The 13,673-nt window shown below is 34.6% G+C and carries 11 protein-coding genes and 4 tRNA genes; 8 read left to right on the forward strand and 7 right to left on the reverse strand.

Annotated features, from left to right (window positions below):
- The first annotated feature begins 3 nt into the window (after nucleotides 1–3).
- The 4 genes from ACFIL2_RS05560 to mazG are packed head-to-tail and all read left to right on the forward strand — an operon-like array spanning nucleotide 4 to nucleotide 4,149.
- Nucleotides 4–1,278 (forward strand): beta-ketoacyl-ACP synthase, encoded by a 1,275-nt coding sequence (locus ACFIL2_RS05560; protein WP_375633157.1) that lies wholly within the window; start codon nucleotides 4–6, stop codon nucleotides 1,276–1,278.
- Between the two features lie 57 nt (nucleotides 1,279–1,335).
- Nucleotides 1,336–2,364 carry a zinc-binding dehydrogenase gene (locus ACFIL2_RS05565; RefSeq protein ID WP_375633158.1) on the forward strand — a complete coding sequence of 343 codons (1,029 nt, stop codon included), beginning with the start codon at nucleotides 1,336–1,338 and terminating at the stop codon, nucleotides 2,362–2,364.
- A gap of 6 nt (nucleotides 2,365–2,370) precedes the next feature.
- Nucleotides 2,371–3,300, forward strand: a complete 930-nt coding sequence (locus tag ACFIL2_RS05570) for a lipid A biosynthesis lauroyl acyltransferase (RefSeq protein WP_273791402.1) — start codon at nucleotides 2,371–2,373, stop codon at nucleotides 3,298–3,300.
- A 33-nt stretch (nucleotides 3,301–3,333) separates the two neighbouring features.
- On the forward strand, nucleotides 3,334–4,149 hold the full coding sequence (gene mazG, locus ACFIL2_RS05575) for a nucleoside triphosphate pyrophosphohydrolase (protein ID WP_375633159.1): 816 nt from the start codon (nucleotides 3,334–3,336) through the stop codon (nucleotides 4,147–4,149).
- A gap of 70 nt (nucleotides 4,150–4,219) precedes the next feature.
- Here mazG and ACFIL2_RS05580 read toward each other — a convergent pair whose 3' ends face one another.
- Nucleotides 4,220–4,585 carry an iron-sulfur cluster assembly accessory protein gene (locus ACFIL2_RS05580; protein WP_375633160.1) on the reverse strand — a complete coding sequence of 122 codons (366 nt, stop codon included), beginning with the start codon at nucleotides 4,583–4,585 and terminating at the stop codon, nucleotides 4,220–4,222.
- Nucleotides 4,586–5,192: 607 nt separating this feature from the next.
- Here ACFIL2_RS05580 and ACFIL2_RS05585 point away from each other — a divergent pair.
- A tRNA-Pro gene (locus ACFIL2_RS05585) sits at nucleotides 5,193–5,269 on the forward strand.
- 252 nt (nucleotides 5,270–5,521) lie between these two features.
- Here ACFIL2_RS05585 and ACFIL2_RS05590 read toward each other — a convergent pair.
- A complete protein-coding gene (locus ACFIL2_RS05590; RefSeq protein ID WP_375613075.1) occupies nucleotides 5,522–5,989 on the reverse strand; it encodes an Hsp20 family protein in 468 nt (155 codons plus the stop codon).
- 257 nt (nucleotides 5,990–6,246) lie between these two features.
- Between ACFIL2_RS05590 and ACFIL2_RS05595 the strand changes: the two genes are divergently transcribed.
- The 3 genes from ACFIL2_RS05595 to ACFIL2_RS05605 all read left to right on the forward strand — a co-directional run bounded on the left by ACFIL2_RS05595 (nucleotide 6,247) and on the right by ACFIL2_RS05605 (nucleotide 8,542).
- On the forward strand, nucleotides 6,247–7,164 hold the full coding sequence (locus ACFIL2_RS05595) for a serine aminopeptidase domain-containing protein (RefSeq protein ID WP_375680594.1): 918 nt from the start codon (nucleotides 6,247–6,249) through the stop codon (nucleotides 7,162–7,164).
- Nucleotides 7,165–8,006: 842 nt separating this feature from the next.
- A complete protein-coding gene (gene cpdR / locus ACFIL2_RS05600) occupies nucleotides 8,007–8,369 on the forward strand; it encodes a cell cycle two-component system response regulator CpdR (protein WP_005773448.1) in 363 nt (120 codons plus the stop codon).
- A 98-nt stretch (nucleotides 8,370–8,467) separates the two neighbouring features.
- A tRNA-Val gene (locus tag ACFIL2_RS05605) sits at nucleotides 8,468–8,542 on the forward strand.
- A 1,862-nt stretch (nucleotides 8,543–10,404) separates the two neighbouring features.
- Here the strand turns inward: ACFIL2_RS05605 and ACFIL2_RS05610 are convergent.
- The 5 genes from ACFIL2_RS05610 to ACFIL2_RS05630 form a co-directional block, all read right to left on the reverse strand.
- Nucleotides 10,405–10,481: transfer RNA gene (locus ACFIL2_RS05610), tRNA-Arg, on the reverse strand.
- A gap of 39 nt (nucleotides 10,482–10,520) precedes the next feature.
- On the reverse strand, nucleotides 10,521–10,826 hold the full coding sequence (locus ACFIL2_RS05615) for an ETC complex I subunit (protein WP_375617799.1): 306 nt from the start codon (nucleotides 10,824–10,826) through the stop codon (nucleotides 10,521–10,523).
- Between the two features lie 88 nt (nucleotides 10,827–10,914).
- A tRNA-Pro gene (locus ACFIL2_RS05620) sits at nucleotides 10,915–10,991 on the reverse strand.
- A gap of 710 nt (nucleotides 10,992–11,701) precedes the next feature.
- Entirely contained in the window at nucleotides 11,702–12,391 is a 690-nt protein-coding gene (hdaA, locus tag ACFIL2_RS05625; RefSeq protein WP_375617798.1) for a DnaA regulatory inactivator HdaA, read from the reverse strand.
- A complete protein-coding gene (locus ACFIL2_RS05630; protein ID WP_375617797.1) occupies nucleotides 12,388–13,599 on the reverse strand; it encodes an AI-2E family transporter in 1,212 nt (403 codons plus the stop codon). The genes hdaA and ACFIL2_RS05630 overlap by 4 nt, the downstream gene beginning before the upstream one ends.
- Nucleotides 13,600–13,673 lie beyond the last annotated feature (74 nt).

Below are 13,673 nucleotides of genomic sequence, written 5' to 3' on the forward strand. Positions count from 1 at the left end.
ATAGTGAAATATCATGATCATTTTGGGCGTCCACTTGTAGCAATAACTGGTGCAGGCATTGTCACATCACTGGGACAAGGGAAACATGAAAATTGGCAAAAATTAACTAGCGGTGTAAGTGGTATCCACAAAATAACACGTTTTCCCGTTGAGGGATTAAATACATATATTGCTGGAACAATTGATTTTCTTAAAGAAAGTACACTTGGTGCTTCAGCTCTCTCTGAGAAGCTTGCACATCTTTCTGCTGAAGAAGCTTTAGAACAAGCTACTATTGATAAAAAAAATTTTAATGGACCACTCTTTCTAGCTGCTCCTCCTGTTGAACTTGAATGGAAAGCACGTTTTAGTCTTGATCAAGAGGAAGAATTCAATAATGAGCCTTCTTATGCACATCTTCTTAAAGTCTGTAAGGATAAACTCCATGAGACGCTTTTTGAATCCACACAATTTGGTGCAATTGCAGAAAAACTTCAAAAAACATTTGGCACAAAAGGACTTCCTGTTACACTTTCCACTGCCTGTGCATCTGGTGCAACAGCAATTCAATTAGGTGTTGAGTCTATTAGACGGAGAGAGACAAATAGAGCTCTCATAATTGCGACAGATGGATCAGTTTCAGCAGAATCTCTTATTCGTTTTTCGCTACTATCTGCTCTTTCAACTCAGAATGAGCCTCCAGAAAAAGCAGCAAAACCCTTTAGCCGTGATCGAGATGGTTTTGTTATGGCAGAAGGCTCAGGCGCTCTTGTTCTTGAATCTCTTCAAAGCGCATTAAACCGTAATGCTACAGTTTTAGGAATTTTAGCTGGCTGTGGAGAAACCGCCGATGACTTTCACCGTACACGTTCAAAACCCGATGCATCACCAGCAATTGAATCCGTTCGCAAAGCTTTAGACGATGCAAAAATAACCATCAATGAAATTGACTATATTAATGCCCACGGAACTTCAACACCTGAAAATGAGAAAATGGAATATCTTGCATTATCAACAGTATTCGGTGATCTTTTAGAGCATATTCCTGTCTCTTCTAATAAATCAATGATTGGGCATACATTAACTGCTGCTGGTGCAATAGAAGCGGTTTTTTCGCTTTTAACCATTCAATCGGGAATACTTCCACCGACAATAAATTATGATAATCCTGACCCTACTATCCCTTTAGATGTTGTTCCTCATCATAGCCGTAAGTCCTGTGTCAATGCGGTTTTGTCAAACTCATTTGGATTTGGTGGTCAAAATATGAGTCTTGTTATCACTGCATATAAAGGATAATCCTTTAATAATAAAATTTTATAACGCTAACCAATAATATATTTAAGGGGGATGATAATGCGTGCACTGAAACTCTTCGATGATCGTCGGCTTGAAATCACCAATATTTCCCCGCCATCTTCACCTAGTATAGGTGAAGTAACTGTGCGGATAAAAGCCGTTGCTCTTAATCATATTGATGTATGGGGATGGCGTGGCATGGCTTTTGCGAAAAGAAAAATGCCACTCATCATTGGTGCAGAAGCCTCTGGTGAGGTTATACAAATAGGAGATGGCGTTGAACATCTCCAACTTGGACAGATTGTCTCAATTTATGGTGCACAAACCTGCGGAGTATGCCAAGCTTGTCATGAAGGACGGGATAATCTTTGCAGTAATGTAAAGGGAGTCTATGGTTTTCACCTTGATGGATTTGCGTGTGAGCTTGTCAATTTGCCAGCACGTTTATTAGTTCCATCACCTCCCCAATGTGATGAATTGCAAGCAGCAGTTGCTCCAATTACTTTTGGTACCGTAGAACATATGCTTTTCGATAACGCAAAACTACAAGCAGGAGAAACAATCCTGGTACAGGCTGGTGGCTCAGGTATTGGTTCTGCAGCCATTCAACTTGCAAAACACATGGGCTGTACAGTTATCACAACTGTAGGTTCAGATGAAAAAATTGCAAAAGCGCACTCTCTTGGGGCAGATCATGTGATTAATTATCGTAAAGATCGTTTTGAAGGTGTAGTGCGTAAATTAACCCAAAAAAAAGGTGTTGATGTTGTTTTTGAGCATGTTGGTGTCGATACATGGAACGGTTCTCTGTTATGTATGAAAAAAGGAGCACGCTTAGTGACTTGCGGTTCTACCTCTGGTGTTTCAGCACCAATAAATCTCATGCAATTATTCCAGCAACAGCTCAAGATATTCGGTTCATTTGGCTGCCGTATGGAAAATATGAAAAATGCCATGCAAAAAATGGCACAAAAAGCCGTACACCCTGTCATTGATACAATCGTTGGGCTGGATGAAATTGATACAGCTTTAAAACGAATGGAGAGTCGTGATGTTTTTGGTAAAATTATCCTTAAAATCGATTAAATCATGATGAAGCTTTCTCTTAAAAATCTCATATATCGTATTAAAATTATAGCTAAAAAAATATCCTACTTGTTATGGGCATATCTACTCTTTGGTTCTTTATTTATTCTAAAATGTTTTCCAGCCAAAATGGGAATTTCTTTTTTTGCTTGGTTAGCAAAAAAAATTGGTCCCCTTGTACATCGTCATCAAATCACACTTGCAAACCTTAGGAGTGCATATCCAGAAAAAACAGAGCAAGAACTCCGTGCGATTGCAATAGAAATGTGGGAAAATATAGGACGTTTCCTAGCTGAATATATTTTTCTTGATAAAATTTTTGATTTTGATCCTCATGCAGACGAGCCAGGTTTCATTGAGGTTAAAGGCATTGAAATATTTGAGCGATTAAAAAATGAAAAAAAACCACATATTTTTTTCACCGCACATACTGGCAATTTTGAACTTCTGCCTATTTGTGCACAAAGTTTTGATCTTAATGTTACGGTATTATTTAGACCACCCAATAATCCCTATGTTGCCAAACGAATCCTTAAAGCACGACAAACTTCTATGGGACATCTTGTTCCCTCCAAGGCCGGTGCAGCATGGGCATTAGCAGCCAAATTAGAAGAAGGTGAAAATGTTGGTATGCTCGTTGATCAAAAATTTCGCCGCGGTATCATGGGAACATTTTTTAACAGACCTCTTAAAACAAACCCCTTAATTATAAAACTTGCTCGACAATATGACTGTGATATTTATCCAGCACGTTGTATTCGTTTGCCTAGTGGACGTCATCGTTTAGAGTTATATGAACATGTAGAACTTCCACGTGATGAAAAAAATGATATCGATATAGCTGCTTCTACGCAAAAATTAAATGATATTGTTGAATCTTGGGTCCGTGAATATCCTGGACAATGGATGTGGTTACATAGACGTTGGGACATCTAACATAAGCTCTATTGCTTACAAAGGAAGTGCAAAATGTTAGCCTCAAAAGATATCAGAGATCTCACTACAATTATCACTGCATTACGAAACTCTGATAATGGTTGTATCTGGCATAAAAAACAAACTTTTGAATCCCTCATACCCTATATGCTCGAAGAAGTTTACGAAGTCATCGATGCCATTGAACGAAAAAATCGAAAGGATCTCTGTGAAGAACTTGGGGATCTTCTTTTACAAGTTGTCTATCATGCTACCATAGCACAAGAAGAAGGCAGCTTTACTTTTGAAGATGTTGTTTATGCAATCACGGAAAAAATGATTCGACGCCATCCTCATGTTTTTGGAAATGCCGAGCAAAAAAAACGAGGATTTATAAAAGAGGAGTGGGAATATATAAAAAAAAGAGAACAGGTTGAACAAAAAAGAATGTGCGAAGAAAAAAACAACAATTCCTCCACAAGCATACTCGCAACAGTAAAACAAATCCAGCCAGCAAACCAAGAGGCACTTGCTTTACAAGAAGCAGCAGCTAAAGTAGGTTTTGATTGGCAAAAAAGTGATAAAGTTTTTGAAAAAATAGAAGAAGAACTGGAAGAGCTCAAAGAAGCCATCAAAAGTAAACAAAACTCAGAAATAGAAGCAGAGTTTGGAGATCTCTACTTTATACTTCTTAATCTCGCGCGCCACTTAGCGATTGATTCACAAAAAGCATTAAAAAAAACGAATATAAAATTTCGAAATCGTTTCGCCTATATTGAAGAAAAGCTATCCACTCAATCTAAAACACTCACTGACGCATCCTTGAATGAAATGGAAGCACTTTGGAAGCAAGCTAAAAATGAACGATAAAAAATAGTAGATTTCTTCTACCTAAAAGAACAAGCCCCTCTAAAATTACTAAATTATAATTTAGCTCAGCTCAATTTGTTTTATATTGATCCTGCGTAGCAGGACGAAGTTCCACCGATTCGCCACACCCGCATGCTGAAACTTGATTAGGATTTTTAAAGACAAAACCAGACCGCAACGTTGTCACTTCATAATCCATCTGCGTTCCTAATAAAAATAATACCGCATCATGTGCTACAAAAACACGGGCACCATTCACTTCAACAACATCCGCAGCTATCCCCTTTTCTTTGACAAGAGTAATTGTATACTCCATCCCTGCACAACCACCTTTTTTGATACCAACAAGAATACCCTGTGCATCTTTTGCATCCATAATCGCTTTAACACGATCCACTGCTGCTTGCGTCAAATTTATTACCGAAAAACGGCTCATAGTTTACTCTTTTCTTAGTTCAATAGACACTTTGAAAGTTTTTCCTCTATAATATTTTATCTGATCTTTTAGAAAAAAAACGAAACATAAATTAAAGCATTCTGACCTTGTTTATTTGGATAAAAATACATACCCGTAAAATGAGATTTGTAATTATACAATCCAGAACTTACAATTTTTTATCCACATAAAATGCAAAATACCTCATCTATAAAACTCTAAAAAAACGAAACTTTTCAAAACCATACATTCACTCCTCTTCTTTTGAAAATCCTTATCTTTTTAGAAAAGTAACGATTAGGTAAGAAAACAATATACCTTCCGCACTCATTTGCTCCAATTCATACCCCTAAAGTCACCAATCTTACCCCCCTCCTCACAATCTCAAAAGTAATTAAATGCATACATCTATTAACTATAAAGCTAAAAATTTAATGATCACAAAGAATTTTACAAATTCGTTATTTATCTTGAATTAACAACAAAATATTGATGTCCAAAATTTTTACTTTCAAAAGCTCTAAGTGCAAAAGCATTTTAGATTTTATTCTGTTTATTTTTTCTCTTGCCTTTAAAGAAACAGTCATTTAATCGTTTTACACGAACTCGGAGCGTAGCGCAGCTTGGTAGCGCACTTGACTGGGGGTCAAGGGGTCGTGGGTTCAAATCCCGCCGCTCCGACCATTTTTAAAATGCTATAAAATAAGCTTACTTAAAAAGTGAATTATTATGCATTTCAATTGCACACACATGATTTTTTTCTTCAACGTAGAATAATGTGCAATGATATTTTATCATAAATTCGAGATAAGCTGTTTTATTAAAATGCGCTTCGCTCTTAGGAAAACACATACGAAACGCGAGACCTTTTGCCTCGCGTTTTTTATTCTTCAGAAAAATTTATAATTATCCGATCTCATATTTTCTAAATTTTCTTTACACGATAACGTCGCTGTTATCATTTTTTGTAATGGATGGTGACATCTGTACGGTTATCTTTTTGGGTTTTAATTCAGCTGGCATTTCCCTTTTAAGCTGAATATGAAGAAGCCCATCTCCAAGTTCTGCCCCAATAACCTTAACATGATCAGCCAAATGAAAACGCCGTTCAAAAGCACGCGAAGCAATACCTCGATAAAGGAATTCTCGCTCTTCATCATCATTTTTAGACTTTCTGTCTCCCTTAACGATCAGCTGGTTACAATGCGTTTCAATATCAATTTCATCTTGAGAAAAACCAGCAACAGCCATAGAAATTCTATAAGAATCTTCAGTTAAACGCTCGATATTATAAGGGGGATAAGAAGAAACTTCGTCTGGTTGTGTTCTAGAATCAAACCAGTTAAAAAGATGATCAAAACCTACTGTGGAACGATAAAATGGTGAAAAATCTACTTGACGCATAATATTGCCCTCCTCTAGAGCGACTATAATTTATAATTAATTCACAAAGTTCCCACATGGCAAACTTACTTGTGAACCTGCGGCCCCATCATGGCAACCGCACTAATTATCTAGTAATTGTTTTTCTTTATTTCAACTCTTTGGGACCTAAATTGATAAAAACTATCTAAAAAGCAATATACCCCTTTTTTAATCCTCTTTCTTCATTACATAAATGTCAAAGCACTAAACGGCAAATACACTGTAAAGGATTTCAATTGGAAACACCTCTTTATCCCATAGACTGGGGTTCCACTTCTCTTAATATCCATCATGATACTCTTAAAATAGCAATAGATCACGAAATTCGTTTTGCTATAACATATCCTGAGGTGGAAAAATCTAAGGGAACAATTGTTATTCTCAAAAGCTACGCAAATACTTTAGAAAAATATTTTTTATTAATGAATGAAATTTCTAAACGCGGTTTTCATACAGCAATACTTGACTGCTTTGATCAAGAAAAAATATCCTTCAAGATAAGAAAACAAAGTCGACATCATTGTTTTGATATAAATAATGATATTAATGACTTATATAAATTTCTTAAAAATATTGTTTATCCTAATTATCCGCCGCCTTACTCTATGCTCACCTATGGCATAGGTGGATTGATAGCACTTAGCGGATTAGATCTCATTAATCATCAGTTTAATAGATTGCTCTGTGTTTCTCCTCTTTTTGCTCCATTCGGCAATAAAACGAATAGTTTTCAACATAAATTAACACAATTTCTTTCTGATATAGGTCTTGGCTTTATACCAGTGAAAGATGGGAAAAAATTAAACAAGACAAAACAAAAAAATATACAATTGGGACACATACATAAAGTGCCGCTCCCTTCCATTAAGCCCCCAACATCCCAATGGATGGCTTCAGTATTTAATGCGATTGATTCTATGAAGAGAAATGTACTTCATGGAAATTTACGAATCCCAACACTCTTTATTCTTGCCAATCAAAACAATATTGCAAACAACATTGAAGTGCGGCAATTATGCCAACACACACGTCTAACAGAAAGTATTACTATTACAGGCGCTGAACTGGATACAATTATGGTTAACGAAGATTATAAAAAACAATTTTGGGCTGTATTTGATGCCTTTATTCCCGATAATGTATCTGTAAAATAACACTAAACCTTAATTTCCGCTCCACCCCATCAAAAAAGAAAATTTCTACGAGCATTGGATCTACAAACACTTTATAAATATAATAGATTTTTCTTTCCAACCACTCATATGATTCGTTTTCTAGCCTTTACAGGCAAGCCATGACCTAAATATTCACCACGCATTCTAATAAAAAACTAATATACAAAGTATATCATTACATTAAATAATATTATTTTACATCATAAAAAATAACTTAATAAAAAAACTATTTATATAAATAAAAATAATAAATATATCTTAATGTAACATGATACATATTTACAAATAAATCATCAAAATACTATTTTTGATCTTTTATTAAGTGATAATTTAATATTATATCTAGGAAAACAATAGTTTTCATCTATTTAAGAAAAAAATTGAAATAAAGCGCATTTATAATATTTATTACAAATCTCTATAAAAACAAATAACTATAAAATTTCTATTTCTTAGGAGAACTTTTAAAAAACAATAAATTAACATAATATTCTTCTAATTTCTCGATATATGAAAACCCTACAATAACGGTTTTCATAAGTTTTTTAATGGAATTCTGATAATAATCAGTAACTTTAAAAGAAAAGATAGTAATGAATCATCTTAGTAGTTTTAGAGAACCCCTTCTTTTTTCAAAATCACATATATTTCGAATTTAACCAACTCACAACGAATATGCTGTATTTTGAATCAGAATGTAAGAATTAACCATTTTGCCATTCATTTCAATTATGAGCATTTTACCATCTTTTTTATAAATACTCTATATTGTATAATTGATGCGGCAAAACTCTGACAAATGGAGCCATTGGAATATAATCATGAAACGAATCCTGCTCGCAGAAGATGATAACGATATGCGTCGCTTTCTCGTAAAAGCCCTAGAACGTGCAGGCTACGAAGTCGCCGATTTCGATAATGGTATTAGCGCATATGAACGTTTACAAGAAGAGCCATTTTCCCTTCTCCTGACTGATATTGTGATGCCAGAGATGGACGGAATCGAACTTGCACGACGTGCGACTGAGATTGACCCCGATTTACGAGTAATGTTCATTACGGGTTTTGCAGCGGTAGCACTCAATTCAAATAGTGATGCCCCTCCTGATGCAAAGGTTCTCTCTAAGCCATTTCACTTACGTGAACTTGTCAATGAAGTTGAAAAGATCCTTATCGCTGCTTAAAAAGTATTTTTTTAAAGTTATTTGCATCTGTTGAAAGAGAAAATAAAATTAGGCATTGACGTTTGGCATTCTATATGGTGTATGCAACATCAATGAATGGGCGTGTAGCTCAGCGGGAGAGCACTACGTTGACATCGTAGGGGTCACAGGTTCAATCCCTGTCACGCCCACCATTCAACTTTATAGTATAAATAAATTATCGAATTATCGTATTCTTCCAAGGTACGGGATGCGTAAATAAAGATTCGGAAATAAGATTTTGCAACATGCCTCTACAAAGGGCATACTTTACGGAGTGTTTCTAATATTTTTTACGTTCTGATAGCGCCTCTTGGGGGAAAAAGTATCACAAACGTAATAACAGCCTCATTTTTCAACAGATTAGAAGTTTGATTTTAAAATTCTTTCCACAAGCATAGGCTTCCGTTCTAAAAAATATTGTTTATTTCCTGATCTATCCTCTGTTTTTCTTAATTCTTTCATGTCTATTGGTATACACTTGTTGTCTAAACAGTTAGATATAACAACAGTCACTTCGATAGATATAAAACACTTAACCTTAGAGCTGTATTTTGAGTTTACCAATTACAGATTATAATAAAATATTAAAAAGAGTAAAAAACACGGTAAAAGCAAATTTTTTCATTCTAAAAATACATTGATTTATAATCATGTTTTATTGTTTGCCATGTTGAATGAGAAATCCGAATATCGTAATGTTTTCTCATTTCAAACCTATTTATATTGAATCAAACAAAACCGTCTCTCTTACACGTCATAAGAGGAATTAGTATTAAGTAAAAATTGTATAAAAAAGCACAAAAATGCCGATAAATGCCTCAAGTGCTGAGATCTATTGCAACATCGGAGGCTGACAAATAGGCAAAGTGTATGATAATGTCAGCTTATTTCTTCATAAGTGTAAAGATGATGGAGCTCAATGGATTTATCATTGTACCATTCACGAGCGCCAGAGTGAAGTGAGCTTTAAGAGATATCTCTTAAAACAAAGCCTGTAAAATGGCATTCTCCTCACACTGTATTCCTATTGAAATAATGATCACCTTGAACCGTGCGAGTTTAGATCTTCAGAGCTCATCTGTATAACATTTTAATGTGATTGTTATCCAATATTAAAATACTTCTAACATGATGTACAAACTATAAAGAAATAAGAAAAAACATTTGAAAATGTAAATATGAAATCTAAAATTTAACTCTAAGATACAATCTATCTTCATTCATATAAATATACAGTATACATTCTTAAACCTATAAGACTAAGAAAACCTAAACATTGATGAAACCTATAACCCTACCTGAGAAACAGTGACAATCATGTTAAATCAAATTGTCCGCAAGTGTCTCTCATTGAAAAAAACAATATCTTATCTGGACGGCACATATAACATCTTTTTATACGAAAAAACTATAAAGAAGTAATTCGTTATGAATCACAGCTTCCAAGACAAGAAGATATTTTCCACCTCTTGTGCCATCTGTAAATTCTCATCATAAACAGATATCGTTTTTATTCTTCAATGTTTCATAAACTGTTCTAAATCGAATCCATCATGCCTTGTATCTAATCAAAATCGATCTTACCAAAGATCATGCTAAAAAACGTAATAATATTATTCATAAAAAATAAAAAAATCACAATAGATGTTTTTGGGCAATTTCACCAGCATTAGCCGCAATGCTTAAATCTAATCTAAGAAATAAAATATTCATTTTCAGAAAGATGAAAAGAAGCTCATAAAAAAGAGTTTTTGTAATCTGTTTCCTAAAGCATGTGATATAGTAGCAACACGCGGCAAGAATATGCAATGCTAAAGTTTCAGCAATCAAAAGCAATTTTTACTGAAAAAAGAGAAAACAGCATCATTTTATACTAAAACAGTCAACAGAAAACGTTTAGCAACAAAATAAACCAAAAAACATCAAAAAGATTCGGGATTATACAGAAAAATAAGCTAATAGAATAAAAGGAAAACTCTCTAACTTTTTATAGCCTATAAATATCATTTAAACATGGTGATCCCGACAGGATTCGAACCTGTGACCCACGGCTTAGAAGGCCGTTGCTCTATCCAGCTGAGCTACGGGACCCAACTGATTATTTTCTCAATTCAAAATAGCATCTTCAATTCAATGTGTCCAAGAATGCTGCCGATCACTGCGAAAATTATCAGAATAAGAAATAGCACGTCGAATCGATGTATGTTTCTTTTCTACACGGTAAGAGATAGCATTCTTACGTGCAAAAGCAATCGCTTCTTCCTTCCTATTAAATCGAATCCTTACCTGATTATTCATATCAGACGTTGCTGTGTAGCCCATAAGAGGTTCAAGCATTTTTGCTTTCATTGGCTCATACTCTAGAATCCAAAAACCTGTATTCCCCTTACCTGACTGCATAGCTGTCTTAGCAGGACTATAAATACGTGCGATCATGCCTTTTTCCTTCAGATTACACAACGCTTGGATGATAGTTTTCACCACACGTACCCAATTGGGTCATTCTCACACACTCAATCAAATATGGTCGGAGCGATAGGATTCGAACCTACGACCCCCTGATCCCAAATCAGGTGCGCTACCAGGCTGCGCTACGCTCCGCCATTTACATTTACTTGATGCACATTTCCTAAAATTTTCACAACAGAAGTGCAAGAGAAAAACACACTTTTTTTTAATTTTGTTGTATTTCTTTACAAAAAAGCACATTTTTTAATTTTTCCCTCTACTCAATAACAAATTTATTGACAAATAGTAGAAAATAACTTCCGTAAGAAAATCCAATCTATATTAAAAAATAACGAATTTCTCTATAAGGATTTCATAATTTTTATCCTGTTTTAAGCAAGCTCTCATTGTATCAAAACACATTCCACAGATACAATTTTAGAAAAAAATGACTTAAATATTATAGAAAAACTTTCCCAAAGAGAACATAAGCCAAAAAATTCAGCTGTATTAAGCTTTTTTCCCCTCTTTTTCTATCTTCCCAAAGACTCTTTTATTAAAAATTCTAGAATCTTCTACAATCCAAATCCATAAACAACAAACATTTTTTCAAAGCACAAAGGTTTTATTATAAATAAAATACAGCGCTCTTTTTAGAAAAATTTTCAAATACGAAGATGGTAAGAATTCAACATCATACAATAAAATCTCAAAGCTATTTAAAATAAAAACACGATAAGAGTAAAAAATACTATTTTTTACTCTTATATAGATATCCAAAAAGAAAAAATTTAAATGACTTGTCTTCCACATATTGAAACGATAATAGAAGGACAGAATAAGTAAGCCATGATAAGGAGTATTTACGGATTTCTTCTATTTAAAACTTCAGCAATAACAGCACGTGTTATTTTTCTTTTTCTTTGTAATGCCAACTGATCAACAGAATCAATAACACGCTTCAATGAAAATAAAGAACGTTCACAACGGCTTACAAGATAATAAACCGTATCTGGATGTACAATAAGTTGCCTATCGGAAAAAAGCTTAAATGCAACAGCTGTTAACAATGCATCATCAGGCTGATTAATTTCAACGAACATCACCGAATTAAGACGACTTTTTAGATCATTTAACATTAAATTCCAAGCGGAAGGAAGTGTTTGTGCCGTCATCAATAAAGTAGCTTGTCGTGCATCAAGATTTGCTTGCTTAATACTGTTAATTAAATGAAAAAGTTCTGTCTCATTGATTTCACCTGTATCAATATCCTCTATTAAAAATGATCTGCCTAAAGAAGCCATAGTAACAGCCTGATCAAGTTCATTGTGCTGAATCCTGAAAGCATCTGCTTTTTGGAGCCATATATTAGAAAAATGCGTTTTTCCAGATCCTTCTTTACCAACCAAAACTGCAATAGGTAAGCTCCAATTGGGCCAGTGATCAATAAGCTGAAAAGCCATACGATTGCTTTCCGTTACCACTAAATCCTCAAATTGAAAAATCGGATCATAAGGAAAATTTAAAGATAATTGCGTTTCACGCCCATTCATTTTAGCGGCTCCGAATTTCCGCTTCGCGAATACATCTGAGAACTCAGATAAGTATGAAGAGCAAAACGAACTAAAACGCCAACAGCCGCTGCCGCAGGAACAGCAACAAGCATACCAGTAAAACCAAAGAGTGAAGAAAAAGCAAAAAGTGAAAACATCAACCATACAGGATGTAATCCCACTGATGAACCTACAAGCTTGGGTTGAAGAATATAACCTTCAATAAATTGACCAATTAAAAAAAGTGCCATCACAACAATGATTCCCCCCCAATTATTGGGATAAAACTGGACCCATGCAATACCAACAGAAAGGACCAAACCACTCATTGTGCCGATATAAGGAATAAAGCTAATAAGACCAATAAACATACCAATCAAAAGACTAAAATTGAGTCCTGCAATCGTTAAACCAATAGCATAATAGCCTCCCAATATGAGACAAACTGTTCCTTGTCCACGAACAAAGCCTGCAATAGCTCTATCCATTTCATGAAAAATACTACGGACGGTTTCAAGATGATCACGCGGTATTAACGAATCGATTGCTGTTACCATACGTGGCCAATCTAATAACATATAAAATGCCACCACAGGTGCCACAACAAATAGGCTAACGATATTAACGATTGACTTTCCTGACTTTAAAAGTGAATTCAAAAGAGACGTAATAAAATCCGAACCTTCGCCCAAAAATCCTTTAATATTATTCCGTAATTCATTTGGATCACTTCCAAAATAGCGCCTTAACCAATCAAAATCATGCTCAACAAAAAAGGTTTGAATACGATTAATATAAACAGGTAAACCATCACTCATAAATTGCTGTATTTGCCAACTAATAACAGGAATCAAAATAACTAAAGCAGCAACAAAGGTAATAACAATAAATAAGGTAATAAGGACAGTCCCAAACACACGACGAATACCAAATTTTTCAAGTAATTGAACAATGGGATTGAGAAAATAAGCCAACACAATCCCTGCCACAAAAGGAAGCAAAATCGATCCAAAAACAAACATAAAAAGAATGAAAAAAATCAGCGTACCAAGCCAAAAAAAGATTTGTCTTTTCATATTATTCGGCAACGGTAATTGAGTATACGCTGGCACATAAGTCTTATAACGATCACGAGATGTATTCTCACTCACTTTCTTTCTCATAAGTTGCCAAGAAGACTGTTCGTGATTATCTGATATCTTGCTCATAAAATATCCTAAAAAAATCTTCACAAAAAATTATAAACAACTTCAAAATAAGGTACAAGAAAAGTTGCTTATTT

Origin of the sequence: Bartonella sp. AP30XZML (assembly GCF_042195945.1) — a bacterium.
In the GTDB taxonomy this organism is placed as follows: Bacteria; Pseudomonadota; Alphaproteobacteria; order Rhizobiales; family Rhizobiaceae; genus Bartonella.